General features: G+C 47.1%; 27 protein-coding genes and 1 other annotated feature. Of the genes, 9 read left to right on the top strand and 18 right to left on the bottom strand.

The features are described 5' to 3' along the window. Nucleotides 1-62: 62 nt before the first annotated feature. Together C1I60_RS15795 and C1I60_RS15790 are read right to left on the bottom strand one after the other, a co-directional pair. Entirely contained in the window at nt 63-953 is an 891-nt protein-coding gene (locus tag C1I60_RS15795) for a carbohydrate ABC transporter permease (protein WP_025685473.1), read from the bottom strand. A gap of 91 nt (nt 954-1,044) precedes the next feature. Beyond that, nucleotides 1,045-2,388, bottom strand: coding sequence for an ABC transporter substrate-binding protein (locus C1I60_RS15790; RefSeq protein ID WP_137062600.1), 1,344 nt, complete (start codon nt 2,386-2,388; stop codon nt 1,045-1,047). Nucleotides 2,389-2,897: 509 nt separating this feature from the next. Between C1I60_RS15790 and C1I60_RS15785 the strand changes: the two genes are divergently transcribed. Further along, nucleotides 2,898-3,827 carry an ArsR/SmtB family transcription factor gene (locus C1I60_RS15785; RefSeq protein WP_137062599.1) on the top strand — a complete coding sequence of 310 codons (930 nt, stop codon included), beginning with the start codon at nt 2,898-2,900 and terminating at the stop codon, nt 3,825-3,827. A 57-nt stretch (nt 3,828-3,884) separates the two neighbouring features. On the opposite strand, the gene C1I60_RS15780 is transcribed toward C1I60_RS15785, so the two are convergent. Continuing rightward, complete coding sequence (locus C1I60_RS15780) at nt 3,885-4,595, bottom strand: DUF1361 domain-containing protein (protein ID WP_137062598.1); 711 nt, start codon at nt 4,593-4,595, stop codon at nt 3,885-3,887. A 92-nt stretch (nt 4,596-4,687) separates the two neighbouring features. Next, nucleotides 4,688-5,293, bottom strand: coding sequence for a DUF1349 domain-containing protein (locus C1I60_RS15775; protein WP_137062597.1), 606 nt, complete (start codon nt 5,291-5,293; stop codon nt 4,688-4,690). A gap of 191 nt (nt 5,294-5,484) precedes the next feature. Beyond that, nucleotides 5,485-5,723, top strand: a binding site (T-box leader). A 42-nt stretch (nt 5,724-5,765) separates the two neighbouring features. Between C1I60_RS15775 and C1I60_RS15770 the strand changes: the two genes are divergently transcribed. Beyond that, nucleotides 5,766-6,950 carry an aminotransferase class I/II-fold pyridoxal phosphate-dependent enzyme gene (locus C1I60_RS15770; RefSeq protein ID WP_137062596.1) on the top strand — a complete coding sequence of 395 codons (1,185 nt, stop codon included), beginning with the start codon at nt 5,766-5,768 and terminating at the stop codon, nt 6,948-6,950. A gap of 42 nt (nt 6,951-6,992) precedes the next feature. Here C1I60_RS15770 and C1I60_RS15765 read toward each other — a convergent pair whose 3' ends face one another. Further along, nucleotides 6,993-7,466 carry an NUDIX hydrolase gene (locus C1I60_RS15765; RefSeq protein ID WP_137062595.1) on the bottom strand — a complete coding sequence of 158 codons (474 nt, stop codon included), beginning with the start codon at nt 7,464-7,466 and terminating at the stop codon, nt 6,993-6,995. 131 nt (nt 7,467-7,597) lie between these two features. Between C1I60_RS15765 and C1I60_RS15760 the strand changes: the two genes are divergently transcribed. Next, the gene (locus tag C1I60_RS15760) at nt 7,598-7,921 is read left to right on the top strand and encodes an iron-sulfur cluster biosynthesis family protein (protein ID WP_137062594.1); all 324 of its coding nucleotides are present in this window, start codon (nt 7,598-7,600) and stop codon (nt 7,919-7,921) included. A 3-nt stretch (nt 7,922-7,924) separates the two neighbouring features. Here C1I60_RS15760 and C1I60_RS15755 read toward each other — a convergent pair whose 3' ends face one another. Genes C1I60_RS15755 through C1I60_RS15745 form a run of 4 tightly spaced genes read right to left on the bottom strand, consistent with a single transcriptional unit; the run spans nt 7,925 to nt 10,013 of the window. Further along, nucleotides 7,925-8,479, bottom strand: a complete 555-nt coding sequence (locus C1I60_RS15755) for a GrpB family protein (protein ID WP_137062593.1) — start codon at nt 8,477-8,479, stop codon at nt 7,925-7,927. A gap of 34 nt (nt 8,480-8,513) precedes the next feature. Continuing rightward, complete coding sequence (locus tag C1I60_RS24545; RefSeq protein ID WP_170970824.1) at nt 8,514-8,651, bottom strand: hypothetical protein; 138 nt, start codon at nt 8,649-8,651, stop codon at nt 8,514-8,516. Beyond that, a complete protein-coding gene (locus C1I60_RS15750; RefSeq protein WP_137062592.1) occupies nt 8,648-9,379 on the bottom strand; it encodes an SDR family NAD(P)-dependent oxidoreductase in 732 nt (243 codons plus the stop codon). The genes C1I60_RS24545 and C1I60_RS15750 overlap by 4 nt, the downstream gene beginning before the upstream one ends. 52 nt (nt 9,380-9,431) lie before the next feature. Next, the gene (locus C1I60_RS15745) at nt 9,432-10,013 is read right to left on the bottom strand and encodes a TetR/AcrR family transcriptional regulator (RefSeq protein ID WP_137062591.1); all 582 of its coding nucleotides are present in this window, start codon (nt 10,011-10,013) and stop codon (nt 9,432-9,434) included. A 195-nt stretch (nt 10,014-10,208) separates the two neighbouring features. Between C1I60_RS15745 and C1I60_RS15740 the strand changes: the two genes are divergently transcribed. Next, nucleotides 10,209-11,486, top strand: a complete 1,278-nt coding sequence (locus C1I60_RS15740) for an MFS transporter (RefSeq protein WP_137062590.1) — start codon at nt 10,209-10,211, stop codon at nt 11,484-11,486. Nucleotides 11,487-11,800: 314 nt separating this feature from the next. Here the strand turns inward: C1I60_RS15740 and C1I60_RS15735 are convergent, their stop codons facing one another. The 5 genes from C1I60_RS15735 to fabF all read right to left on the bottom strand — a co-directional run bounded on the left by C1I60_RS15735 (nt 11,801) and on the right by fabF (nt 15,438). Beyond that, nucleotides 11,801-12,544, bottom strand: coding sequence for a zinc ribbon domain-containing protein (locus C1I60_RS15735; protein WP_137062589.1), 744 nt, complete (start codon nt 12,542-12,544; stop codon nt 11,801-11,803). Between the two features lie 80 nt (nt 12,545-12,624). Continuing rightward, nucleotides 12,625-13,599 (bottom strand): helix-turn-helix transcriptional regulator, encoded by a 975-nt coding sequence (locus C1I60_RS15730; protein WP_137062588.1) that lies wholly within the window; start codon nt 13,597-13,599, stop codon nt 12,625-12,627. Between the two features lie 20 nt (nt 13,600-13,619). Beyond that, the gene (locus tag C1I60_RS25705; RefSeq protein ID WP_252361736.1) at nt 13,620-13,781 is read right to left on the bottom strand and encodes a GNAT family N-acetyltransferase; all 162 of its coding nucleotides are present in this window, start codon (nt 13,779-13,781) and stop codon (nt 13,620-13,622) included. 4 nt (nt 13,782-13,785) lie between these two features. Continuing rightward, entirely contained in the window at nt 13,786-13,989 is a 204-nt protein-coding gene (locus C1I60_RS25700) for a hypothetical protein (protein WP_252361735.1), read from the bottom strand. Nucleotides 13,990-14,199: 210 nt separating this feature from the next. Then, nucleotides 14,200-15,438 (bottom strand): beta-ketoacyl-ACP synthase II, encoded by a 1,239-nt coding sequence (gene fabF / locus C1I60_RS15720; RefSeq protein WP_137062587.1) that lies wholly within the window; start codon nt 15,436-15,438, stop codon nt 14,200-14,202. Between the two features lie 163 nt (nt 15,439-15,601). On the opposite strand from fabF, the gene C1I60_RS15715 reads away from it, so the two are divergent. The 4 genes from C1I60_RS15715 (at nt 15,602) to C1I60_RS15695 (ending at nt 20,776) form a co-directional block, all read left to right on the top strand. Then, nucleotides 15,602-16,441, top strand: a complete 840-nt coding sequence (locus tag C1I60_RS15715) for a helix-turn-helix transcriptional regulator (RefSeq protein WP_137062586.1) — start codon at nt 15,602-15,604, stop codon at nt 16,439-16,441. A gap of 87 nt (nt 16,442-16,528) precedes the next feature. Next, nucleotides 16,529-18,418 (top strand): DEAD/DEAH box helicase, encoded by a 1,890-nt coding sequence (locus tag C1I60_RS15710; RefSeq protein WP_137062585.1) that lies wholly within the window; start codon nt 16,529-16,531, stop codon nt 18,416-18,418. A gap of 1 nt (nt 18,419) precedes the next feature. After that, complete coding sequence (locus tag C1I60_RS15705; protein ID WP_137062584.1) at nt 18,420-19,427, top strand: YqhG family protein; 1,008 nt, start codon at nt 18,420-18,422, stop codon at nt 19,425-19,427. A 251-nt stretch (nt 19,428-19,678) separates the two neighbouring features. After that, the gene (locus C1I60_RS15695) at nt 19,679-20,776 is read left to right on the top strand and encodes a hypothetical protein (protein ID WP_137062582.1); all 1,098 of its coding nucleotides are present in this window, start codon (nt 19,679-19,681) and stop codon (nt 20,774-20,776) included. Between the two features lie 81 nt (nt 20,777-20,857). On the opposite strand, the gene C1I60_RS15690 is transcribed toward C1I60_RS15695, so the two are convergent. Then, nucleotides 20,858-21,049 (bottom strand): YqzE family protein, encoded by a 192-nt coding sequence (locus tag C1I60_RS15690; protein ID WP_137062581.1) that lies wholly within the window; start codon nt 21,047-21,049, stop codon nt 20,858-20,860. 349 nt (nt 21,050-21,398) lie between these two features. On the opposite strand from C1I60_RS15690, the gene C1I60_RS15685 reads away from it, so the two are divergent. Then, entirely contained in the window at nt 21,399-22,160 is a 762-nt protein-coding gene (locus C1I60_RS15685; protein WP_137062580.1) for an N-acetylmuramoyl-L-alanine amidase, read from the top strand. On the opposite strand, the gene C1I60_RS15680 is transcribed toward C1I60_RS15685, so the two are convergent. The 3 genes from C1I60_RS15680 to shc all read right to left on the bottom strand — a co-directional run bounded on the left by C1I60_RS15680 (nt 22,135) and on the right by shc (nt 25,755). Beyond that, a complete protein-coding gene (locus C1I60_RS15680; RefSeq protein ID WP_137062579.1) occupies nt 22,135-23,082 on the bottom strand; it encodes a divergent polysaccharide deacetylase family protein in 948 nt (315 codons plus the stop codon). The genes C1I60_RS15685 and C1I60_RS15680 overlap by 26 nt on opposite strands. 122 nt (nt 23,083-23,204) lie before the next feature. Next, the gene (gene msrA / locus C1I60_RS15675) at nt 23,205-23,717 is read right to left on the bottom strand and encodes a peptide-methionine (S)-S-oxide reductase MsrA (protein WP_137062578.1); all 513 of its coding nucleotides are present in this window, start codon (nt 23,715-23,717) and stop codon (nt 23,205-23,207) included. Nucleotides 23,718-23,865: 148 nt separating this feature from the next. After that, a complete protein-coding gene (gene shc, locus C1I60_RS15670) occupies nt 23,866-25,755 on the bottom strand; it encodes a squalene--hopene cyclase (protein ID WP_137062577.1) in 1,890 nt (629 codons plus the stop codon). Nucleotides 25,756-26,016: the final 261 nt, after the last annotated feature.

Here is a 26,016-nt window from a genome sequence, read left to right as displayed (position 1 = left end):
GTATTGGTAACTTTTATTCTTTGACTATGGGACATAATCAGACTCACTCCTTTCCGCGAAAATCAATCCCCATCAAAGGATGACTTTTCATTCATTTTGAATTGAATCAACGTTACGATAAAAATGAAGATGCCGAGAATCATAGCCATCGCGGAGGCATAGCCCATTTGCAGGTTTTTGAATGCCTTATCCCAAATATAGAAGACAATTGAGGCGGAGGAGTATTCTGGACCACCCGTTGGTGTCATAATGTTCATTTCGGTAAAAATTTGCGAACCGCCAATGATATTGGTTACGACCAGGAAAAAGGTTACTGGCTTCACCATAGGCCATGTAATGTTGCGGAACATTTGGAATCCGCTGGCTCCATCCAGCTCTGCCGCTTCATAATAGGAGCGAGATACACTTTGCAATGCCGCCAGATACAGCAACATGGTGTAGCCAAGTCCTTTCCAAACTGTCATGAGAATCAAAGCTGGCTTGACTGTATCCTTATCCATCAGCCAGTTCGGACCTTTAATGCCGAACAGCTCAAGGAATTGGTTCACCAGACCATAGTCTCCGTTATATGCCCAGTTCCACATTATGGAAACGGCAGCCAACGAAGAAATAACCGGAATATAGTAGATCACACGAAATGTCGTCGTGCCTGGAATCTTGCGATTCAACCCCAGTGCCAGCAGTAAAGCTAGTACTAGACCAATCGGAATACCCAGCATTAAGAAAAAAGTATTGTACATAGATTTGTAAAAGAGCTCATCGCTAAATAAATCCCTAAAATTGTCGAGACCAATAAAGTTCATTTGTCCCAATCCGTCCCAATCTGTAAAAGAGCCGTATAAAGAATAGAGAAACGGGAACAACGTAAAGATTAGCAGACCGAGAATAGGAGGAAGGATAAATAAGTATCCATATATCTTCTCTTTGCGGTAGAGATTAGATTTGGTTATCACAGGACTCACCTCTGTTTCTAATTTGGAATGAAGATGATGTCAGCAGCATGATATCAGCCACTAACATCATCCCTTATCCACTATTTACGCATTATTTCTGTGATTTTTTCTCTTGCTCCACCGCTTTATCCAGCAGTTTCTGCATCTTTGGTTGTTCCTGTTTCACATAATCCGCTGCCGTAATCTTACCATCCAGCACAGGCTGGATATCAGTGAAGAAAATATCGTACCATTCGGCGTTATACGTATAGTTGCCTGGCAATGAGCGACCATAGTCATTCACAATATCAATAAATTCTTGTTTGTTAGCAGGCTTGGTTTTCGTATCTTTGGCCCACTCATCCGCCATATCCAGCAGATTCGGAATTTGTACCTTTGCGTCTACGAGCTGCTTCATTCCTTCTTTGGAAGTCGTCAGATAGTTGACCAGAGCTACAGCTTCATCCGGGTACTTTGTTTTAGAGGAAACACCGATACCCAGAGAACCAATCCAAGTTGCCGATTTGCCAGTCGATCCTGCCGGGAAAGGCAACAGATCATATTCAAATGGCAGTTTTTCAAATGTACTCATATCCCAAGGACCTACCGGGAAGAATGCCATTTCGCCCTTCATCCAGCGTTGATAGGTATCCAGTGTTTGTGATTGTTCAATACCAGGTGTAATTTTATATTTGTTTTGCATATCAGCAAAGTACTGAAGCGCTTCCGCAAATTTCGGATCATCAATCGTTACTTTGGTTTTGCTCTCATCCAGCCAATCTGCCCCATTGCTCCATACAAAGGCTTGCAATGCCCACTGAACGTTAAAGCCTGTACCGTATTGATCTGGCTTGCCGTCACCATTTGTATCTTTGGTCAGCTCTTGGCTGACCTTGATGAATTCATCCCATGTATACGGTTTGTCTTTATCAGGCAAGGGAACGCCCGCTTTTTCGAACATTGTCTTGTTGTAGCCGAGTGCGAATGGACCCAGGTCCTTCGGCATACCGTAAATATCTCCTTGACCGGCCATTTTACCGTCATAGCGATACAAATCCACACCGTATTTCCAAATGTTATCCAGATTTATATCCTTGTTCTTCTCAATGTAAGGGGTGAGGTCCTTCAGTACCCCACTGTTTACATAGGCTTTCACATCTCCAGGGTTAAAATAAAAGACATCTGGAAGATTATTTCCTGTGATCGCAGCTCTGAGCTTTGTAGCATATTGATCCGCGGCCGTCACGACCATTTTAACCTTGACGCCGGGATGCTCCTCTTCAAATTTCTTGATTACCTCCTTATAAGCCTTCTGCTCATCCGTTCCACCACGGAACATGAATGTCAGCTCCTTGCTTCCATCACTACTGGAGCTTCCTCCACTACAACCAGCCAGTGCAGCAACCATCAACAACAGCACAACCATTGTCAGTGCAAACCCTTTTTTCTTCATCAAAGCGACCCCTCCTAAAATTGAAATGAAACCGCATACATATAGTGTTAAAATAAACTCATACCACTTGGCCTCTATTCACCTGTGCGGTACATCATCCTGTTGTTCATTCCAGCCTGTGATCATCATCCCTCTCACGCACCATATAATTAACATTTTTCTTTATCAATAATGTATTCGTTTACAAACAAAATATAGCATGTCGTTTAGCGGTTCGTCAATGTATTTCTAAATCTTTTTAAACAAATATAAAGCATAGATTTGAATGGCACAAAAAGTGAAATTGAGTCGTATTTAAGATCATTATAGCAATACAATCCAATAAAAAAACTTAAATACGTTTAAAAACAGAAAAATACTAGCCTGTGGTTGATTTCACTTCTTTTTTTATTGTTGTGAAAGTAATTTACACCAAAGCAGTTTACTTCTTTCTGATTTTATTTTAACATAAGTCAAAACAAATATATAAGCGCTTACATTACATTTTTTATAGATAAGGAAGGTATATAGATATGATTTATATTAAGGACTTAATGTCAGGGCTAGATATATTCAAAGCGCTCGGTTCAGAAATCCGCATTCAAATTCTGGAATTACTCGCCGCCCATCAAGGACAAAGTATGAATGACATCGCTAATAAGCTTGATCTGAGCAACGGCACAATTACAATGCATATTCGCAAGCTGGAGGAATGTGGACTTGTCGAGATCAATACCGTGAGCGGCAAACACGGAACCCGAAAAATGTGCTATCTGAACAAGGAGAAGCTGATGGTGGACTTGCGCAGCAGAGAGCAGAAAAATGTGTATGAGGTTGAAATTCGCATCGGCCATTATAGTAACTATCAGGCAGTACCTACCTGCGGTTTGGTGACCAGAGACAGCATTATTGGCGATTTTGATGATCCCCGTTATTTTGCAGATCCCGGGCGGCTGGACTCGGAAATGATATGGATGGCAGACGGATTTCTGGAATATCGGATTCCCAACTATCTGAAAGAGAATCAATCCTTTACCGAAATTCAATTTTCCGCAGAGTTGGGTTCGGAAGCACCGGGTTATTGTGAGGAATACCCGTCCGACATTTGTTTCCATGTGAATGGCATTCCCATCGGTCACTGGACTAGCGCCGGAGACTTTGGAGAAGTGTCCGGGGTCCTGAATCCGGATTGGTGGCCACCACATTTGAACCAATATGGCATGCTTAAATTAATCCGCATCAATCAACATGGGAGCTTCATTGACGGGTGTCGTATATCCGAAGTCACGATAGACGATATCGGGCTTAACTATAAAAGCGATATTACACTACGTGTATCCGTATCCGATCAGCCGCAGCACAAAGGGGGGCTCACTATTTTCGGTAAAGGATTCGGTAATTTCAATCAGGATCTGCTGGTGCGTGTGCTTTATGAAGAGCCCGGGGAGGACAACGATAGCTAATGATTCCCCCATATGTAAAAAGGCCGAAGCCGTATTCATGGAATACATATCCTCGGCCTAAGCGTGCTTCTCCTCACTTAAAGAGATATAGATCAACAGATAAAAAATGACCGCGATTCCAAACACCAGCCAGCTAAAAGACAACACATGAAGCCTTGCTCCGGCATGTACCACCCATTTCCAAACATCCATCACGATCACCATCGGTTGCAACGCCATATCCCAGCTATTCCAGCGAGCAAATCTGCCGATATATACACCCACACTGGACAGCCACAGGAACATCAAAACGATAGCCCACGCAAGCCAGCCGGAACAAACCTCTTTCAGCATATAGTGGATCATAAATATACAAATGGAAGTAAGGAAAAGACCAATTCCTGCTGCCGAAAAAGACGTAAATAAGACCAACCAAAATTGAGTATTCAGCCAAAAAAGCGAGTCAGGTTTCACATCATAAAAACGGAACGCATGCAGTAATTCAGTCAGCAAATAGAGTGCATTGGGCAGAAAAAACAACCATACGAATCCGGCAATTAATAAAAGCCCTCTTCTCACTTGGATGTTTCCCAGTCTGGATAAGGTGATCATTCCCAGAGAAATGAAGACTGGAACCCACGCCAGAAATATATCCCAGTACAAAAATTGATACATTTTCGTCCCGCTTGTGAACTGCACATACATAACCAACCCATAACAGCCCAACGTAGCTACAAGCAGTACACCCAGCAAGCCGAGCAGCTTATATTTCTTTTCTCTAAACAGCAAACTCTCGTACCACCTCCACCTGAACATACGTATATACGTCCTTTTATTCATCATGCTGCCATACTGGTTTATGGAAATGCTCACTCCGTTTATTACACAGTTCGTATGTCCCCGGATACATGATTCTCCACAGTCAGGGCTTCAAAAGTAACATCACAACCTTCTCCGACCGGAGATTGTGCAACGACCCCAACCTTTAGCTCCTTTGGAACATCCAAGCCAAAATATCTCACCAGTTTCCAATGCTGACCGTCTGATGAATAATGAAAGGCAAAGCAATTTCCGGCTCTTGCCACTCGCAAATACGGATTGGAAACGTCCATCGTCCCAGATATACAATCATCGGATGTATCCCGTGTGACCACACTAAGAATAGAGGGAGTGCTTTCAAAATATTCAAAGCATAGCTTGGCCCAATGGGTATCATCCGCCATAATCATCAAGCATCCTGAATCATAAGGCTGCTTCATATCGACACGAACCCTCGTCCATATTGTAAAATCACCTTGAAGCGTTGTATGCAAAAAGGGTGCAGACGATTTTATCGCTGCGCCGGACGGATCTCTAAAGAAATCCGCCTGTGAAGGTGCAGATACCTGTAAATTCTTGGATTCATCGAATCTCCATACAGTCGGTTCGTTGATCCAGCTCCATCCTGTAGGCAAAACCTTGCCGTTAAAGCGTTCAAATACGTTCATATGGACACCATCCCTCTCTAGCCAATATAGTGCAAATATCATGGTGAAATCGGGGGCCAATCCCCCCTTGATACCACTATATACGTTATTTTCCAATCGTCAATGATGATGCTCCTGTCTTTAAATTCATAAAAAAAGACTTGCCATCCTGAAATGTTGTGCTTATAATTACACCTAACTTGATACGGTAACAAATTTCAATGACGAGAACGAGTAAGCTATACAGCGGATTTGCAGAGAGTTGGGGCAGGTGAAAGCCAACATTCCGAGGGTAGCCGAACGCCATCTCCGAGAAGCGGGCTGAACTTGAAGTAAGCTCTGCCGCCTTTCCAGCGTTAACCGGAACACGTATTGATGGATACGTGAACAGAGTGTCATTTCTTATGGAATGAAACTAGGGTGGTAACACGGGTATAAACTCGTCCCTTTACAGGGGCGGGTTTTTTTGTTTTTCAAAAAGGAGGAAATCAACATGACGAACGTATCGACCACAGTATCTATAAGCGATTTTTTAACTCCAGCTGTACGGGAAATGCCGCCTTCAGGCATCCGTAAGTTTTTTGAATATAGTGCAGGCAGAAAAGATATTGTTTCGCTTGGTGTCGGTGAACCGGACTTTGTGACCCCTCAACATGTCAGAAAGGCTTGTATCACAGCACTGGAAAATGGCAAGACCTCGTACACACCGAATGCTGGCCTTCCCGAGCTGCGTGAGGAGATTGCCGGGTATCTGGAGAGCAACTTTAACACGTCCTACAATCCGGCAAATGAAATCATGGTAACAATCGGTAGCAGTGAAGCGCTGGATTTGGCGCTCCGCGCCCTGATTACGGAACACGATGAAATTCTCATTCCGGCTCCCTGCTATATTTCGTATTCACCGATCACGTTCCTGAATGGAGGGCATACCAGAACGGTTGAAACCTCTGCTAATCAGCAGTTCAAGCTGACGGCTGAAGCGCTCAAAGCCAAGCTGACTCCACGATCCAAAGTACTTATTCTCTGTTATCCGAACAACCCGACAGGTGGAGTGATGACCTATGAGGACTGGCTACCGATTGCCCGCGTGGTGGAGGAGCATAATCTAGTCGTGATCTCGGACGAAATTTATGGTGAACTGACCTACGGGCAAAAGCATGTAAGCTTCGCTTCGTTGCCGGGCATGAAAGAACGAACCCTGCTCATCAGCGGCTTTTCCAAAGCCTTTGCGATGACGGGTTGGAGAGTCGGCTATGTATGCGGTCCACAGGAGCTAATTGCAGCCATGCTGAAAATCCATCAATATACCGTGATGTGCGCTCCTATTATCGGGCAAATTGCCGCTATTGAGTCCCTGCGCCACGGGCTGGAGGAAAAAGACCGTATGATAGAATCGTACAATCAACGTAGAAAATGGTTTGTTGAAGGCTTGCGTCAGACCGGACTCCCCTGTCATGAACCGAATGGTGCCTTTTACACCTTTCCTTCCATTATGCACACGGGGTTAAGTTCGGAGCAGTTTGCCAAGCGGTTGCTGGAAGAAGAGGGTGTCATTACCGTACCCGGCTCCGCATTCGGACCGGGCGGCGAGGGCTTTATCCGCTGCTCGTACGCATCGTCGCAGGAACAACTGGAAATTGCCTTGGAGCGCATCAGCGTATTCTTGAAACGTCTGTAATCAGCTCTCCATATCGTGAAATGAACGAGCACTGGATAATGACTACTTTAGCAGCTCCTGAATAAGCGTTTTCTGGTGTGCTGGCAAACCTTCCGGCCATTCCCCTACACGACAATAACAAATGTCAGAGATTTCGGAGCTTGGTTGGAAAGTACCTGGAATAACCCGGCCTGTAAAAATGAGATCCACACGGTTCGGCTTCTGGCCAAATCTGGCTCGCGCCAGTGAGGTGACCTGTACCTCCAGCCCGGTTTCTTCCCGGACTTCACGCCGCAGTGCGGCTTCCGGCTGCTCCAGCTCCATCCAGCCGCCGGGAATCCCCCACGGCTGCTTCCGGTATACGTGCTTTAATAGTAGCACTTCCCCGGCATCATTCGTAAAAGTGCCCAACACAGCAACCAGAAATTTGTGTTGCGCCCAATACACCAATGCATTTTTCAATCGGGTAAACGGCATATGCATATACATGAATACAAGCCAATCTCGCGGGATTTTATTTATCAGCTTCGCCAGCATCGTACACCTCCTGTTGGGCATTTTTCACATGGATCATCGTTTGCTTATGTTGAGTGGGGAGCTTAAATATGTATAATCTCAAAAATATAACATGTAATGACCTATTCCACATAAAGGAGCGACATGACATCATGAACATTCAAATCAGTCCACTGGCTGAACAGCGGCTTACACAAATTCTCGGTGATCAACCGGGCTATATCAAGCTTTTTTACGACACAGAGGGCTGCGGCTGTGATGGTATTACGGTACTAAAGATCGTCAACGCACCGGACAACGGCGATATAGAAGTACAGGCGGGAAGCTTGCCTTTTCTCGTTAGCGGTCAGCAGGCGATTTATTTTGAGGAATCCATGCGCCTTGATGCAGACGAGAAGTTCCCTTCCTATAAACTATCCAGCGATTCTACCTTCTATAGTAACAATGTGAAAACCCGGGATGTCCGGCCGTCCTAATCTTTAGGATGGTCCGGCATCCAGAACGTTTTGCACAAAATCGGTTTTAGCGTCCGTGTACGCTTCACGATCATGCTGATTTTCCATCGCCAGCTTCCTTTTTAATGCATCATATTGCTGAACCAGCTCAGGCCGTTCACGAAGACGGTTCCGAAACAACAATTGTTGGTCCCAATGCTCCTCATGTTCCAGCATGAGATGCAGATGTCCCTTTCTTTGATCCTGTTCCACTTTAACCAAAAATCTTCTCCATTCCCGACCATCCAGCTCAGGCGGAACATAGCTCCAACCTGCTGGTTGCAAAGCAAATACAATCTGTTCCAGCCTATCCCAGGATTCCAATTTTGCCATAATGTCTATAATGGGCTTGGCGGAAAGATTGGGAATTGCCGTGCTTCCTATGTGCTCCATCTCCGTCACCTTAAACGGCAGTAGCAGCTCCCGCAACTCGTGAATAACCTGCAAGCCCTGCTCTGACCAGTCAGGATCAGGATTCACTATTTTTACAGGCTCCGTAGCCCACACCGGCCAATGTTCCTGATTTTGCTCCTCATGCATACCTTATCCTCCTTATCTCCACTCATGCATTCTCTCATTCAACCGTATCTTTTTTAATATCCTTTACTTCATCTTGCAACTTACGGCTGTATAACTGAGCATTATCCGCATCAAAACAAACAAAAAGTCCATCCTTACTTCTTTGAAATTTATGTTTACGATTAAAAATCATCTTAGATAACACCCATTATTAATATCAAAGGTCGCTCCCGTATAATGTCTGGATCTTTCCGATAGCAGAAACAGGACAGTATAAGCAACATCTTCTGCATTTAAAGGCTCTGGAATTAGCTGATGATTTGTATATTCCTCCTTTCTCCATTCAGGAATATGATCCATCATTGGAGTACTTACCATCGTTGGTGCCACAGCATTAACTCTTACATAAGGTGAAAAATTCATGGCACAGCTTTTAGTAAAGCCCAATATTGCAGCTTTTGATAATCCATAGATCGCATCCGAGCTTCCTTCCATTCCAGAAACAGAAGACATATTTACGATAATCCCCTGATGCTTCTTCTCAACCATGAACTTTCCAAAAAATTGCGAGAAATACACACATCCCTTAATATTTATGTCCAGCACCTGCTCTATTTCTTCCATACGATAGTCGAGTATACTCTTTCCTCTATAAACACCTGCATTATTGACTAAAGCTGTTATGTCCGTATGTTCTTCCTTAATGTATGTAAAGAAATGAGTTACTTCCGTATAGTTACTTATATCTATCAGATAGGTGTACAAACTTGGTGATTTCAGTTCAGCCTCAAGTTCATTTAAAGAATGTTTATTCATATCACACGCAATAACACTTGCACCTTCCCTTAAACATTGCTGAGTAATTTCCTTTCCAATGCCGGAAGCAGCGCCTGTTATTATAACTTTCATTGTATTAAGCAATGAAGAACCCCCTCTCTCGTTCGGTAATATAGTTTTATTCAAAATGAAATAGTCACTTCAATAACATAAGTGTAGTCGCAACCGCATGATCCACAAAAGAACGCTCCGGACGTGACTTCATCATTACGGTAATCCCGATTAACAACGAGATCATCGTATGAGCCAAAGCTCGCGCGTCCGTAGTAGCCTCAAGCTCCCCTGACCGTATACCACGCTCGATGGTTTCTTGAAATACAGTAGAAAGATACATCTGATGTTCCCTCGTCAAAATTTCAAACTTCTCATCATGTGGGGCCAATTCTACCATTGTATTGATGCAAAAGCACCCCAGGTTAGGGCCTTCATCATATTCTTCTGCCACTACCCCTTCAAAAAAATTGCAAATTGCTTCTTTGACAGAAGCACTACTTAGCAGTCTGGACCGTACATTAGCAGCGTGGGATTGTGTGTATTTGCGCAGCGCGGCTTCGAATAATTGCTTTTTATCCCCAAAGGCAGCATAAATACTGGGGCGCTGAATTCCCATTTTGGAGGTTAAATCGCTTAAAGACGTAGCCTCGAACCCTTTTTCCCAAAAAAGTTGCATCGCTGCATCCAATGCCTTTTCCTCATCAAATTCCCGTGGTCGAACCATAAATAACCCCTTCTTTTCGTATCGTTCAGTATATTAAGATTGTATGATCATCAGAAGCGACTGTCAAATATGCACATGATAAACTCTTGACATCTCTTATGGACGCAAGTTATATTAACCTAAAATCATTACGTACCAATCGGTATATTATACTTATCGGTATGTAACTCGCAGAAAGTGATGTGGTATGTGAAAATGAAGACGTCAGAAGAAAAAGCGGTACTCCTGCCCCATCAAACTGTAGCCAACGCTGCCGAAACAGCCCCCGTTCATTCCATGTCCCGGTCTGTAGCGCTCTTATTTGCCATCGCCTGTGGGCTGGCTGTCGCCAACATTTATTACGCGCAACCATTACTGGACGCGCTGGCACACGAGTTTGGCATCACACATTCATCGGTGGGCATCGTCATTACAGTCACGCAGATTTGTTATGCATTGGGACTGTTTCTGCTCGTCCCGCTTGGCGATCTTTTGAATCGGCGGCGGCTGATTACTGGACAAATGCTGTTATCCGTGCTGGCGTTAATCGCGGTTAGCTTGGCCCCCACGCGTACAATCCTGCTCATGGGCATGGCAGCGGTTGGACTGCTGGCTGTCGTCACACAGACTCTTGTCGCGTTCGCCTCAACCTTGGCCGCCCCGGCTGAACGCGGACGTATCGTAGGTCTGGTGACCAGCGGAGTCGTTATCGGCATTCTGCTGGCACGAACCGTTGCCGGTGTATTGACCGATCTGGCAGGTTGGCGTTCGGTATACCTTATTTCCGCCGCATTGACACTATTCATGGCTGTAGCGCTGTTTCGGGTACTGCCACAGAATGAACCCAAAGGAGCAACGCTATCCTATCCGCAGCTACTTCGCTCGGTTCTCACCCTGTTCGTGCAAGAACGGATTCTGCGTGTCCGAGCCGTGCTGGCTTTGCTCATTTTTACTGCGTTCAGCATATTGTGGACTTCGCTGGTACTGCCTCTCAGTGCCCCGCCGCTATCTCTTTCACACACTGCCATCGGGGCCTTTGGTCTGGCCGGAGTCGCCGGAGCATTAGCGGCTGCTCGGGCAGGGCGTCTCGCCGATCAAGGCTCAGGACAGCGGACGACGGGTATTGCGCTGGCTCTGCTACTGCTATCCTGGTTGCCTATCGGCTATACCGAGCACTCGCTGTTCGCTTTGGTCCTTGGCGTCATCCTTCTGGATCTGGCGGTACAGGCTGTGCATGTGACGAATCAGAGCATGATTTTCACTGTACGTCCTGAGGCACGCAGCCGACTGACCGCAGGCTACATGATATTTTATTCCATCGGCAGCGCCACCGGGGCCATCGCTTCGACTCATATGTACACATATGCAGGCTGGAACGGGGTATGTCTGTTGGGTGCTGGCGTCAGCACCTTGGCACTTATTTTTTGGGCCGTAACCCGTAACGCATCTATAGATCAGCAACTGTCACACACTAAAACCAAAACAGCTCCATGATAAACAATGTCCGCTTTTTAGCGGACTACATATCCATTTTTTAGGACATGTTTATTTTTACGGGTATTATGATGCGTACTCCCCCACCACCATATGATGCTACCTCGTTGTGATTTTCCAACACCGGCAAACGAACCATAACTGACCGTATGGTCGTATAACACTTTTATAGTCATTCACCTACTTATTTTGAATTGTGACATTTTATACTATAAAACAGAAATATCAAGAAATTCTCAAGATGGAGCAGCAAAAAACCTCTATATGCCGAGTAGCACACAGAGGTTTCATCTTTTCTAGTATGAAGCAGATCATCACTTGATTGCAATGTAAATTAGCACAGGCTCATCAGGACTGCCATACACTTCAAAATCACCTGTGTACGTCCGCTCTGCTTGTCCCGTGGTAGCCCAGTTCCAAATCGCTTGCCATACCCGAAAGACCGAGGAAGGTTCGGATGTAGCTTGAAAAACAGCGTAACGCGCAGCTGGAATTACGAGTTGTTCAAGACCGTCAGGAGTCTGGAAATCTGCTGCAGCTTCCTTCCCGATAAAAAACGTATACTCGCCAAAAACTCCATTTTCATAGTTGGCATAGCAACCATAGACAGAACCGGGTTCTTCATGCCCGCTTATCCGTCCAGGCACACCCTCACTCCAGAAACGTTCCCACATGCCTGGAATGATCGCCTGGGATGTTTGTTCGTTCCGGTTGCTTGTACATGCTGCCAGTCCGATCAGACGAATCTCTGCCCGATTCTCCTCCCGGATCGGCTCAAGATTTTCTTCATGTCCCATATCCTCCTGTGAACGCCAGCGTTTTAAATTCGGCAAATAACTACGCATCATCGCGACGGCCTCTTCTTTTTGCATTCCTTGCTCTGCGAGAATAGGCGCGCACTGCTGAATCATCTCCTCCATCGTCAGCTCAGGCTGCACAAACGCACCTTCCTTATAACAATACTTACAATATTCATCTGTTTTGACCTGTTGTGCGTCTGTTCCGTATTGTTCCTCATGCTCCAGCGGCATCCCGCAACTTTGACAAGCTTTATCCATTTTCGTAAATCCCCTTTCGTGATTGGTATGGCACCAGTATAACGAAACAAACCTGACAGCTATCAGTCAGGTTTGTTTCGTTATATGCTATGTTTTTCAAGATTCTCTGTAGGAGTCTCTCCATAATTGGATGCAATACGTAACGCCATATCCCGAATCTTCTCCCGTAAATGAGCGGGCTCCTTGACGATCACATCCGGCCCCAGACTTAAAATAAATCCATACATCCACGCATCCTCGGGAAAAGGAACCGAAACTGTATACGCCCCTTCTTCCTGCTCAGTCAATGCTTCCACGCCAAACCAGTCTTCCGCCAGATGCCGGGATTTGTGGTTAAATTGCAGCGTAAAAGGCTGTACCGCCCTGACCGCCGCCAGCCGTTCCTCATTCCATGGCAGCACTTCATAGGAAAGGTCCCGGCGAGTGAAAGCCGTCTCCATCACGACAGGATCACTCATGCGGGATAGTTTGAACAGACGAAATTGCTCCTTGTCGAGACAATAAGCATATACAAACCATTGCTGTCCTTTCAAAACGAGTGTGTGCGGTTCAACCTTCCGTGCGGTCACGGCTCCCTGCGCATTCCTGTAAGTAAAAGCAATCGTACGCGATTGGCTCAGCGCCTCTTTCACCTTCAGCAGCTTGCTCTCCTGCGCAGACTGATTTCCCCAACCCGAATGATCGACGATGAACTGTGTGGTATTAACAGTGAATTTCGCTTTTCCCGAATCTGGTATAATGCTTTCAAATTTATCGAGCAGCCGGGTTACATTCGGTCCACCTAACGACGAGGACAAGCTCTGCAAGCCCATCACAATGTCCTTCACATCGCCATCGGTCAGCACACTTCGATCCAGACGGTAGCCATCCATCAGGCCGATTCCCCCGTTCGCCCCCTGATAAGTTACCACCGGAATACCAGCCAGGCTAATCGCTTCGATATCTCTGTAGATCGTCCGTATTGAAACTTCATATAAATCTGCCAGTTCCTTCGCCTGAATTCTATTTCTTTTCAACAACAAAATGACAATAGAAAGCAACCGATCAATTTTCATTTCTCCAAAACCTTTCACCATTAATAAAAATAAGCCATTAGCTCCTCATCATACCCTTGTCCGTTATACTCCAAAGCATTCTTCTCTATACCATAGGTTTCAAATCCTAATTTCCTGTACAGCTTAATAGCAGCTTGATTGGTAGCAACCACACTTAGGTGCAATTGCTTCAAAGCTTCCACATACTCACCCTACTCCCCAAATCATCCCCTTATGCTGCGTCTTTATTTTGTGCTCTCTTTGAAATCCAGTGATACCCGCCAGTTGATGATCCTTTGTAAACGCGCCAAGTATGTAACGATCTCTCTCATTTTGTATCTGCTTCTCTACATCAGATAACGGAATTCGTACAGATTCCTCATAAGAGGCTCCGAAAGCCTCCGGGTTCATTTTAAGGGCTTACAGCCTCAAATTCCAATACGTTTCAGCATCTGCTGATTCTATATTCCTGATTACAATCATTACTTCCTATGCCTCCGAATGTTCTCCTCCATCTTACTCTATCTCTTATCTAAAATGAATCTGTTATTTCTCGAATAAAAAACCTCAGGTTCCCATCCAACTGGATAGAATGCCTGAGGTTTCAATTCCTTATTACACTTATGACTCATAACGTTTCAGCACAATCACCGCATTGTGGCCGCCAAAGCCGAAGGAGTTGGATAGCCCGATATTTAATGAGGCCTTGCGTGCCTCGTGAGGCACATAATCCAGGTCACAGGCCGGGTCCGGATTGTCCAAATGAACCGTTGGCGGAATAATGCCTTCCCTTAGACTTTGTACGAGTGCAATGGCTTCGACACCACCTGCGGCTCCCAGCATATGACCAAGCATGGATTTATTAGCGGTTACCGGAATTTGGTAGGCATGGTCACCAAACAGTTTGTGTATCGCGAGAGTCTCAGCCAGATCGCCAACGAGCGTACTCGTTGCATGCGCACTGATCACGTCCACCTCTTCAGGCGTGATACGGGCAGAATGAAGGGCTGCTTTCATCGCCAGATAAGCACCGGTTCCTTCCGGATGCGGTGCGACCATATGGTAGGCATCCGAGCTTGCGCCATAGCCGATGACCTCGCCAACTATTTCTGCGCCACGCTGAACAGCGTGCTCCAGCGACTCCAGTACCAGAATACCAGCTCCTTCGCTCATAACAAAGCCGTCGCGGTCCTTATCAAACGGTCGGCTCGCAATCGAAGGCTCCTCGTTACGAGTCGATAAGGCCGTTGCATTGGAGAAGCTCGCCAAGGCCAGTCTGGTAACCGCTGCCTCCGCTCCACCCGCAAAAATCACATCCGCATCTCCTGTGCGAATCGTACGAAACGCCTCTCCAATCGCTGTATTGCCAATGGAACAGGCCGTAACCGGCGAAAGCGTTGGCCCCATCGCTCCGAACGCAATACTAATTTGCGCCGCAGCCATATTTGAAATCATCATAGGTACCAGTGTCGGACTAACTCTACCCGGCCCACGATTCTGCAATACATTCACATTGTCCACCAACGTATCCAGACCGCCGACTCCTGATCCTACATAGACACCGACACGCTCCAGATTCGTGTTATCCAGCTCCAGACCGGAATCCTTCAGCGCTTGCTCTGCTGCAAACAACGCAAACTGAGTGAAGCGATCCATTCGTCTGGCGTCTTTACGTCCCCATTGCTTTTCTGCATCAAAATCCTGTACCAGTCCAGCGATCTGTGCTTTCAAATCGGACACATCGAACGTGTCTATTTTCCGTATACCTGAATGACCCTCCAGCAGATTCTTCCACAGCGTGTCCACATCATTGCCCAGTGGCGAAACGACACCCATACCTGTAATTACAACTCTTTGCATACGCTCTTCATTCCTCCTGCTCGTTTGCTTACTTATAATCCTCATTTTACCCTCAGCTTATCCTATTACAAGTGTTTGTTTATCCTGGTATAATGAACACTACTATAGTTAGTGCCTTAACTGCTCATTACTTAACCCCTCGTCGAATGGAGAGAATTCGCCTATGAAACCGGAAGCACGTCTGGAAGCACTATCTGTTTTTCTCAAAACCAAAAGAGCCCGTTTACACCCGCATATGGTCGGTCTGCCGAACGGATCACGCCGCAGAACACCCGGCTTGCGCAGAGAAGAAGTTGCTCAGCTAGCAGGTGTCAGCACGACATGGTACACCTGGCTGGAGCAGGGACGCGATATCAAGGTGTCCGCCTCTGTACTGGATGCCATTGCCGCCGCCTTGCAGCTAAACACGGATGAACGCAAGTATTTGTATGATTTAGCGCTTGAAACCGGATTTCACACACCTCCTGCTCCCGCAGAGCAAACGGTTATTTCTCCATCCCTGCAAAAAATAGTACAGGAGCTGCGCTACTGCCCTGCTATTATTTCAGATCGGCGCTGCCATATTGTCGGCTGGAATGCAGCCGCGGCTCATGTGTTTATGGATTTTGCTGAGCTGCCCCATGAACAACGCAACATGATTGAGCTGCTGTTTACCAAAAAAGAGTTTAAAAGTCTCGCTGTAAACTGGGAGCATTTTGTCAAAGGATTCCTAGCTATCTTCCGCGCTTATTACGGACAATATGTGACGGACCCTTGGTATGCACAGTTCATACAGAACATGAGCCGGGCTTATCCGGAGTTTAATGAACTTTGGAATCAGAGTGAGGTCAGCTCTGCGCCGGAGGTGCTGATTGAATTTCGTCATGCCAAGGCAGGCAAAATGTTGTTTGACCTGACCTCCCTTCAGGTACAAGGCAGCGTTGATCTGCGTTGCAGCATCTACACCCCGAACGCACAAACCTCTACAGAAAGCAAACTCCAAAAGCTGATGGAAGGCAGCTGAAGGATTTCTTCCCTCTTGTTATGAATATACCTTTTTCCGTCCATACTACATCTACGATCTGTGCAAAAAGGAGGGAGGGAATTCATCATGAAAGCCAAATCGACAAGTTCCTCACAATCACAAACTCAGGCACTCCTGCCTGTTCCGGTGCAATTTGACCGTAGCTGGCAGGATGAGCTGGACCAGCGCCTCCGCAAAGGGGGCCCTTGGGGAGATTGGGGTCTTTATCAGTTGGCGATTGAGGCGGAAAAGGCCAAGCTGGTCCCCAGCTTTGATGAGCTTCAATGTCTGAAGCATTTGCAAGACCTCACTCCGCTACCCCATCAACTGGATACGGCCCGTAAGGTATTGTTTGAAATGTCCGGTCGCGCCATTCTCGCTGATGAAGTCGGCTTGGGTAAAACGATCGAAGCCGGAATGATTCTAAAAGAATATCTGGTTCGCGGGCTTGCCGCCAAAGTGCTTATTCTTGTCCCCGCTTCTCTGGTGCTTCAATGGGTCCGTGAGCTGAATAGCAAATTTGGCATTCCGGCTGTCGCTCAGAAAAAGGCATATTCCTGGTCGTCCGAGGTCGTCGTGGCCTCTATGGATACGGCCAAGCGGGAGCCGCATAGTAATATCCTGCTGGACACCGATTATGATCTGCTTATTATTGACGAAGCGCACAAGCTGAAAAATAAAAAAACATCCAACTACCAGTTTATTATGAAGCTGCGTAAAAAATATTGTTTGCTCCTGACTGCCACCCCTGTCCAAAACGATCTGTCCGAGCTGTTCAATCTCATTACATTGCTCAAGCCTGGTCAGTTAGGACGACATGGGGATTTTTCAGCCAACTTCGTAGTGGATAAACGTCTACCCAAAAATGAGGACCAGCTTAAGGATGAGCTGTCCAAAGTCATGATCCGCAACCGTCGCGGCGAAGGGCCGGTCCAATTCACCAAACGTAATGTTTCCAACATTCACTTGGAACTTTCGCCAGAAGAACAAGCGCTATACGATGGAGTTACTTCCTTTGTCAAGGATCAATACCAAGCGAATGGCGGGAATTTGAGCAGTATGCTATCTCTCGTTACCCTTCAGCGGGAAGTGTGCAGCAGCCGGGATGCGGTATTCGTAACACTTGTCAATTTATCTAAAAAGATGGCGCCCGACTCCCCTCTACGCGATCGCGTCTGGGAATTGGTCGCGCACATCAAGGCGATTAAAGCCAATTCCAAGGCGGAAAAAGCGCTTGAACTCATTCGTCAAATGAACGAAAAAGTGATTATTTTTACAGAATACCGGGCTACACAGGAATATTTGCTGAACTACTTTCGCGACCGGGGGCTATCCGCTGTTCCTTACCGGGGCGGCATGAACCGGGGACGCAAGGATTGGATGATGGATTTGTTCCGGGGACGCATTCAGGTGATGATTGCCACCGAAGCGGGCGGCGAGGGCATTAACTTGCAATTTTGCCACCATATGATTAACTTTGACCTGCCATGGAACCCCATGCGCGTAGAACAACGGATTGGACGTGTGCATCGGCTGGGACAGACGCATGATGTCAATATTTTCAACCTGTCCACAACCGGAACGATTGAAGAGCATATCCTCCATCTGCTGCATGAAAAAATCAACATGTTCGAAATGGTCATTGGCGGGCTAGACGTCATTCTGGAACGGCTTGAAAAGAAGGAATCCATTGAAAAGAGCCTGTATAGAATCATGCTTGAATCCAGCAGTGACGATGAAATACGCCAAAAAATGCAAAAGCTCGGCCATTCACTGGATTCGATCAAGCAGGAAATGAAACAGCTGCGTACGGACAGTCCCTCTACTTCGGACATGACAATCGATATGTCCTCTGAGACAGATCAGATCAACGGGCGCCTGACGGGAACAAGCCAAAGCACCGCTGATTTGCTAGGCTTATCAGGTAGCGCTGTTCCACCAGCCAAAGCCCGACGCGACGCAAAAGGAGGCCGCTGATATGACCATGAATTCACAGCAGGTACAGCGCTTTGTCCTCACGTATCTGGAAGCCACCGGATGCAGCGTGATCGAGAGAACGCCAAACCATGTCACCGTCAAGCTTTCTCCTGAAGCGGATAAAGCCTTAACAAACCGCCCCTATTATTGGGGCTATGTGGAGCGTACTGGTGTTCCGGCGCAAACGATGTCGTTCACCTTTATTTTCGATGGGGAAGCCTACCGGACAGCACAGGAGAGTTCAATGGACAATATGTCGTCCACCAAGAATACGTCGATCCCCCCGTCACAAGCACAACCGGGGCAAGGACCACAACAAGCCCCAGTGTCCGGCAGTCCGGCGCAGGATCAGGTCATGGGCCGTTACTTCGGCCATGTTCCAGCGTTACCACAGCTGGGGCCTGGACGTATTTTGCAGGAGGAGCTTCGCTATGGGAGTCGTCGGCTGCATCAAATTTTTGAAGCTGCACGGGATGGAGGAAAATATGTCAATTTGTTCGAGCAGCCCAATGCTCATCAATTATCCGCCCATTCTCCCGCAGTGTATGAAGCCTGGCTCGGCGTCTGCTACAAGATCGAATTTGCCTGTGATTTGAAGCGGGAAGAGCTTCATTGGCTCGGAATTTCGCTCAAAAGCGGCACCATCGTACCCGACTTTGGCAGCATGCTCCAATCCCGGCTGCTCAGCCCGCTGTTGGCAGGCAATATGCATGTGCAGCCTGCAAAACTATCTGTTCCAGAAGCCTCTACCTCGCTGGAAAACTACCTCAATGTTCAGCTAAGCCAGCAGGATTACGAGTGGGCTGAGCAGGCCAGAGAACGGCTGCGCGAGGAATTGGAGGTTATTGATCACTATTACGACGATTTGGTCAAGGAACAAAAAGAAGAAGAGGAAAAAAAAGAAGCCGTACAAGAGCAGCATCAAGCCCGCCGCAAAGAAATGGTATGGCAATATGAACCCAAGGTGCTTGTATCCGCCATTAACTGCGGGATATTTCATCTGCGGTAACCAATATCTCACGCTCCTTCGCAGGCTGGTTGCAGAAGTATCGTCAGCTTTTAACATCGTGCTTCAGACTATATCGGGTTTATTGCTGTACCGACAAGCTTTGCCAGGCCTGCCGCTACTTATCGACAGCAAAAAACGAACCCGGTCAGGGCAGATGTGCCGACAAGGTGTAGCAGTCTTTTTATTGGACAAGCCTTATGCTTGAAAAAAAGCTTTCATCGGTGCATTAGCCGTCAGAAAGGTGGATTCCATTGAAAAAAAATTCCGGGCATTATAGTGTTGGTATGATTGCGGCTGTTCTGATCGGTCTGTCCGCAGTTTGTCCATTTACTTCCATTCAAGCAGCCCCCTCAGCAACTCTAGACCACAATGCAAACCCGTCCTCCCTTTACAAAGCAAGTTCATTGGTTTCCCCATCGGAACCCACGAATCAGAACGAAGATGGGAAGCAGGGGCAACTTGAGGCGATTCCTGTAAGCCCTTCCCTGTCTCCAGGTAACTCTTCCCAAAGTCCTCCGGCTCAGGAGCAAGGGGTGCCAACGGACGTAAAGCGGGTTTCCGCCGATACGGTGCAGTCGCTATCCACACAGCCGCCTTTTGCCCAGTGGAAAGATGCCGAGCTTAGCTACCACCCGCTCGGTCCCGGAACACATAGCTGGCTCGTGCAGGTGAATCGTGCAGGTGAATATATTGGCTACCTGATTATCGGGGCAGATCATAATGGCGCTTATCAGCTAAATGAATACGGTAACGGACCGGGCGGGCCGTACAGTATGAATTTACTTCGTCAATCCCTTAAATCCCTCCCAGAAACCAAACTTTCATCCATCGACAAGCTGCAAATTATCCCCATGTATGAGGAACCGCTATTAGCCTACTGGCTGGTGCGTTCCTCCACTGGCAGCGAAGTGTGCATCGACGCTTTTACGGGCGATCCATTGCCTGCGGAGGTAGCCAATGGAGACTGGAAAAATAAGCTCCATAGCAGCACAATTCCTTCACCCGCTCTCTCTCTGAAAGCAGGGGCACAGGCGATTACACTTACATCAGAGCCTTTTGATCCCTACAACGATCTTGGTTGGCTTCTATCCAAACAAAAGCTTTCCATCTATAACGTACAGCAGTTTACCAACACACTGAGTGAATCATCACGTATCGTATTTTCTGCTACAGATATAAATTTCGCTTTTGGCGGCCCATTGGCTATTAACGGATATCAATCCTGGAATCCTTCTCATGATCTCTCTCATCCTATTATGTATGCGTTAACCTGCCGCACCGGGCTTTTCCGCTTTGTGCCACTGGACCGGCTGTTATCTGGCGGTGAATTTTATCGTATCCACTCTTGAAATCATTTTAAATGATCTGTATAGCACAAAAAGAGACCTCAAACGGCATTCCGTATGCCTCTTGTGGTCTCTTTGGCGAGTTTAATGCCGTTCCTTTCGTCCTTTGCGTGTGGATTTAATCCACATATTCAGAGCGAGCGGCAGCATACCGAACCATTTGTATACCCATGGCTCTCTGGATTGTTTGCGGCTACGGCGTACATCGCGCGGCGTTTCCATATACCGAACAATTTGTTGCGTAATGTAGGTCACCAGTTCGTCACCCTTGGCCATCCTCCGCGACCTCCTTTAATCTGCATCCCTGACATTTTGTTTGCATTGCAGGAAAACATTAAATTCACGCGTTGGATGCAGATAAGCTTAGCTTGCTCATTTTCCAAGAAGTCTAACCCTGCGGAATAACTATGCATGGTTCCCCTTAAATGGTACATACTATCTTAAACAAAATCGTTACCCGAAGGCTAATGATTTTGTTTAAGGCAGCTTTGCTGCTTGGTTATTTTAAGGCAGCTATGCTGCTTGGTTAGTTTTTAAGGTGATATGCCGCTTTGGTTATAGTTATTTATGTCTTGCAGTACCTGAGTAACCAAATAAATCAATCCGTCTACTGGAGGAATGGGATGTGCGAAAAGAAAAGTTAAACATTATATGGCTAACAGGAATGGGATTGAGTTTAAGTATCCTTTGCAGTGCTGTATTTGCCTCCTTTGCCTTTGCAAGCGCCCAGCCTGGCGAAAAAAGCACTAACCCGAACAAGGACACAAAAAGCCAACCCAACGTACATTCGTCCTATCACGCTTTTGCCAAACCGGTTGTGCTCATAGACGTCGGTCATGGAGGTGTGGATGGCGGAACAAGTCACAAAGGACTTTTGGAAAAAGATATCAATCTCGCAATTGGACAAAAGCTATACCTGATTTTACGCTCACAGGGCTATCCTGCGGTCTTAAACAGAGACAAGGATTATGCTCTAAGCGACGATAACCGTTGGCTGCAATCCAAATCCCGACATCTGAAAGACCTGGCCCAGCGTAAGAGCCTGACAGAACAACTGCCCACCGCTTTGGTCGTCAGTCTACATGTAAATTGGACCAAACGTGCCGAAAAACGGGGGCCAATTGTTTTGTACCAGGATGAAGGCAGCAGCTATCTGTTGGCAGAGCGGATTCAACATTCATTGAACCGCTTGTTCTGCATGAATAGAGAAACGGTTTACGGAAAGCCCTTCTATCTTCTGAACAAAATCCAGCATCCCGCTGTAATCGTGGAAACCGGATTCATCAGCAATGAACAGGACAGGGCCATTCTTTCTGGGGATCGCGGTCAAAAAAACGTCGCAGAAGCAATAGCCGAAGGCATTATTGCTCATTTGACGGTATGGTAGTGTGGGTGGCAGGAGCTCCCTTCCATCCCCATACGGAACGCACCAAATCACTAATGCCCACAAACTTGGCGTGATCTTTTAGCGCGGGAACAGATGAATGAAGTGCCGAGGACGTGTGCATGCCAGCCACACCAACATGGCCAATGGTTACACAGGTATCGTGCTCATCCAGCCATTCTCCAACCTTGGCCAGTTGCCGATTCACATGGGCGAGAGTATGGGTATCATCCAAAAAAATGTCATTGCGCACCGGTGGCATTCCCTTTTCAACAGCAAGCTCAGGCACTACAGACCAATAGTTCGTACGGCTGTCGACAAAAAATAGTCCATGCTCCTTGCAAACATCAAGTACAATGGACATAATGCGTTTGTCTGAGGTGACCTTGGAGCCCATGTGATTATTCATACCTATCGCAAAAGGGACTTCCTTAATGGCTGCTGTCACCTTGGCGCGTACTTCTTCATCCGACATGTTAGCCTTAATCGCTCCTGGTCCAAGCCATTCGGGTTTTCCCTGCTTTGGCTCCATTGGAAGATGCACAATAACATCATGACCCCGCTTATGGGCTTCAAGTGCATCCTGCTTGGTGGAAGGCAAAAACGGCATCACGGCAACCGTAATTTTAACAGGTAAATTTAAAATTTGCTCTGTCCCTTTCATGTTGTTGCCCAAGTCGTCAATAATGACGGCCACCATCTTTTGGTGCTGATCCTGCTTACCCGTAGCGCTCGCTACATCCATGCTCCAGACATTACCGCATACCGTAAACACAAGACCCACCACAATACACGCAGCTAAGTTTTTTTTCATTCTCGGATTTTGGCAAACCACCTGTGCACAGCTTGGCTCTTTACGGCTGCGAGTAGCCTGTATAGCCTTCTTTATGACGTTTCTCAGATGCAGTTTCATTCGTTTACTCATTACAGGTCAGCCTCCTTCTCTGTCCCTTCATTGTGTGAGTAACGTCGCCTAAATATGTATGGGCAGACCCAAGAGGTCATCCCTGATCTGCCTTACGTACGCAAAACGTATGCTGAACTTGCTTACCAGTTCTGATTTATAAACTCATCACGACCCGATTGGGCGCGGTCTTCCTTATAATGCTTCACGTTCTTTTTGTGGTAATCCTGATGGTAGTTCTCTGCCGGATAAAATATGGTGGCCGGAAGAATTTCCGTCATGATGGGCTTATCAAAGCGTCCGCTTTGTGCCAATTGTTCCTTGGATTGCAGTGCGAGTTCCCGTTGCTGCTCCGTGTGGTAAAAAATAGCGGGTTTGTACTGTGTGCCCCGATCCTGAAATTGGCCTTCCCCGTCTGTGGGGTCCGTTTGGGGCCAATACAACTCCAGCAGCTTTTCGTAAGGAAACAGCTCAGGCTCAAACGTAATCTGCACCACCTCGTAGTGACCTGTAGTTCCTGTTTTAACCTGTTCGTAGGTCGGATCGGGAATCGTCCCTCCAGCATAGCCTGAGACAATGCCATGAATGCCTGGCTGCTCCTCAAACGGAGTCACCATACACCAGAAGCATCCACCTGCAAAAGTTGCTTTCTCCATCTCTCATCCAACCTTTCAATAGCATCATTATAAGTGTGCTAATTTTAGCATATCTAGCCATCCGAAGTCGCTTTAAGATCAAAATCATCCTTTACGAGCTAAGCCCTCACACCATAACCATCTTTGCCACATGATGCATCGTAGCTCCTTATCCCCCGTATTTCTTCTTATAATGGCTTAGGGTCAGAAGCGGCCAGATGTAACGATAGCTATGATAGTGAGAATAAAAGTTACCCGGGAGCCCGGCGCCCATGGGATATGTGGTCGGCCAATCGGCATTTTGCAGCAATTCCATCAACTTGTATATTCCTCTATTAACGGCAGCAGACGGCTGCTGCTGAACCGCGATGAGTGCATCGAGTGCCCACGCAGTTTGGGATGGCGTGCTTTCTCCTAAGGGCATGTATTGCATCGCCCGGTCGCTGGTGCAGGATTCACCCCAGCCCCCATCCGAATTCTGAATCTGCAAGAGCCATTCCGCTCCTTTTTGAATCGAAGTATGGTCTGCCGGGAGCCCGGAAGCCTCTAAACCAGTCAGTGCCGCCCAAGTGCCGTAGATGTAACAAATCCCCCATCTTCCGTACCATGATCCATCTTTCTCCTGATGGGAGATCAACCAGTTGACCCCCCGTTTGATGAAATCGTGCCTCGTGTCTAGTCCGCAACAATTTCCTAGGTATTCCAATGTGCGTCCAGTAAGGTCGGCCCCCGAAGGGTCGATGGCGGCGGACTTGGCACCGTCTATGGCTAGCCATGTGAGCATTTTCTTATTGGTGTTTTTTTCGAATGCAGGCCAACCGCCGTCCTTATTTTGCATGGACATAACCCAGTTTAGTCCCCGATTGGATGAGTCACGATATTTAGGATCCGTAAGGGACAGGCTATGAATCGCTCTTAAAGCGGCTGTTGTGTCGTCTACATCGGGATTTAAGGTATTGGTCTCGGAGAATCCCCAGCCGCCAGGAACCGTATCCGGATTATGAACACTCCAATCCGATACTTTGTCATGCTGTCTGGATAAGAGATAGGCTGCCGAACGCTGCACGGCCTCATGATCCCCGGCGACGCCGGACTCCTGCAGCGCATAAGAGATCAAGGCCGTATCCCAGATCGTTGAGGGCGAATTCTGAATGGTAGCTTTACCGTCAAAGCGGTACTGCATCTCTGTCAACCCTTGAACGGCCTTTAAAATAAGCGGATGCCGTTTATCATAGCCCCGTGCAAGCAGAGCAAAAACCATGAGAATGGTGCTGCTCGCATAACTGTATAGGGTGCCATCCGATTCGATTCGATTCAGCATGAACTGCTCCGCCTTGTTTAGAGCTGCTTCATGGATATATCTGGGAGTTCCGAGAAGTCTGCTGAAACCGATACGTATGCTTTCCACGATCTCCCGTTGCTCCTGGGATTGCGGCTCATCGTCATCATAGCGTGAATCGAAGAAATCTGACATAATGGGGGCTTTATCCGTTGATATAGAGAAATTCCGGTCCGCCATGATCAGCATAGGGATTAGATGGATGCGGGAATAACCTGAGAATTCATACAGATTGATAGGCATATAGGCAGGAAAAAGAATGATCTCCAGCGGTATGAACGAGATCGATGCTGGCCATTTGCGCTGCCCCGTTGCAGCGAGAATCGCCTTTGTCAGAATACTGGTCGATTTCCCCGGTCCACCTTGCGATTGGATGTAACGCCTGGCCCGCTCCATCGACGCGTCCGTCGGTTCACTGTACCCGGAATAAAGCAGGGCATAATAGGCATCAATGGAAACGGATAAATTACCTTCTTGCTCGTCCCGGTACCAACGCCAACAGCCTTCCGGCTGCTGCTCCGCAAGGATACGATCATGCAGACGCCGGATCAACTCTTCATTCTGTATATCCAATATCCGAAAGAGAATCATGACATAAGCATCCATCGTCACCCCGTTCTCAAAGCAAAAACGCCATGATCCGTCTTGATGCTGCTGTCGCATAAAAAAGTCCCTCAGCTTCCTGATCCCCTCATCGACCGCGCTCTGTACATCGCCCATTTCCTGTACCTCCATATAACGTCATAAGTAGATTATATGAACGCCGATATAAGGAAATGATGTGCCGCTTGCTGTCCGTCTGACAGTTAACATTAAACACCAAAAATCTTAGCAGGAAATTTTGCATATTCCGAATATACAAAAAGCTCCTGAATCTCCACAGGAGGAAATTCAAGAGCGTTCATTGTTTAAGATGATGCGGTCGAGAGGACTCGAACCTCCACGGGGGTTAGCCCACACGGACCTGAACCGTGCGCGTCT

Origin of the sequence: Paenibacillus terrae (assembly GCF_005217525.1) — a bacterium.
Classification (GTDB): domain Bacteria; phylum Bacillota; class Bacilli; order Paenibacillales; family Paenibacillaceae; genus Paenibacillus; species Paenibacillus terrae_C.
This window is presented reverse-complemented; position numbering and strand designations above follow the sequence as displayed.

Excerpts from the sequence above, each read along its gene's own strand:
- C1I60_RS15785 (WP_137062599.1), top strand. The coding sequence starts at position 2,898 with ATGATTTATATTAAGGACTTAATGTCAGGGCTAGATATATTCAAAGCG.
- C1I60_RS15775 (WP_137062597.1), bottom strand. The coding sequence starts at position 5,293 with ATGAACGTATTTGAACGCTTTAACGGCAAGGTTTTGCCTACAGGATGG.
- C1I60_RS15770 (WP_137062596.1), top strand. The coding sequence starts at position 5,766 with ATGACGAACGTATCGACCACAGTATCTATAAGCGATTTTTTAACTCCA.
- C1I60_RS15765 (WP_137062595.1), bottom strand. The coding sequence starts at position 7,466 with ATGCTGGCGAAGCTGATAAATAAAATCCCGCGAGATTGGCTTGTATTC.
- C1I60_RS15760 (WP_137062594.1), top strand. The coding sequence starts at position 7,598 with ATGAACATTCAAATCAGTCCACTGGCTGAACAGCGGCTTACACAAATT.
- C1I60_RS15755 (WP_137062593.1), bottom strand. The coding sequence starts at position 8,479 with ATGCATGAGGAGCAAAATCAGGAACATTGGCCGGTGTGGGCTACGGAG.
- C1I60_RS24545 (WP_170970824.1), bottom strand. The coding sequence starts at position 8,651 with ATGATTTTTAATCGTAAACATAAATTTCAAAGAAGTAAGGATGGACTT.
- C1I60_RS15745 (WP_137062591.1), bottom strand. The coding sequence starts at position 10,013 with ATGGTTCGACCACGGGAATTTGATGAGGAAAAGGCATTGGATGCAGCG.
- C1I60_RS15740 (WP_137062590.1), top strand. The coding sequence starts at position 10,209 with ATGAAGACGTCAGAAGAAAAAGCGGTACTCCTGCCCCATCAAACTGTA.
- C1I60_RS15735 (WP_137062589.1), bottom strand. The coding sequence starts at position 12,544 with ATGGATAAAGCTTGTCAAAGTTGCGGGATGCCGCTGGAGCATGAGGAA.
- C1I60_RS15730 (WP_137062588.1), bottom strand. The coding sequence starts at position 13,599 with ATGAAAATTGATCGGTTGCTTTCTATTGTCATTTTGTTGTTGAAAAGA.
- C1I60_RS25700 (WP_252361735.1), bottom strand. The coding sequence starts at position 13,989 with ATGAACCCGGAGGCTTTCGGAGCCTCTTATGAGGAATCTGTACGAATT.
- fabF (WP_137062587.1), bottom strand. The coding sequence starts at position 15,438 with ATGCAAAGAGTTGTAATTACAGGTATGGGTGTCGTTTCGCCACTGGGC.
- C1I60_RS15715 (WP_137062586.1), top strand. The coding sequence starts at position 15,602 with ATGAAACCGGAAGCACGTCTGGAAGCACTATCTGTTTTTCTCAAAACC.
- C1I60_RS15710 (WP_137062585.1), top strand. The coding sequence starts at position 16,529 with ATGAAAGCCAAATCGACAAGTTCCTCACAATCACAAACTCAGGCACTC.
- C1I60_RS15705 (WP_137062584.1), top strand. The coding sequence starts at position 18,420 with ATGACCATGAATTCACAGCAGGTACAGCGCTTTGTCCTCACGTATCTG.
- C1I60_RS15690 (WP_137062581.1), bottom strand. The coding sequence starts at position 21,049 with ATGGCCAAGGGTGACGAACTGGTGACCTACATTACGCAACAAATTGTT.
- C1I60_RS15680 (WP_137062579.1), bottom strand. The coding sequence starts at position 23,082 with ATGAGTAAACGAATGAAACTGCATCTGAGAAACGTCATAAAGAAGGCT.
- msrA (WP_137062578.1), bottom strand. The coding sequence starts at position 23,717 with ATGGAGAAAGCAACTTTTGCAGGTGGATGCTTCTGGTGTATGGTGACT.
- shc (WP_137062577.1), bottom strand. The coding sequence starts at position 25,755 with ATGGGCGATGTACAGAGCGCGGTCGATGAGGGGATCAGGAAGCTGAGG.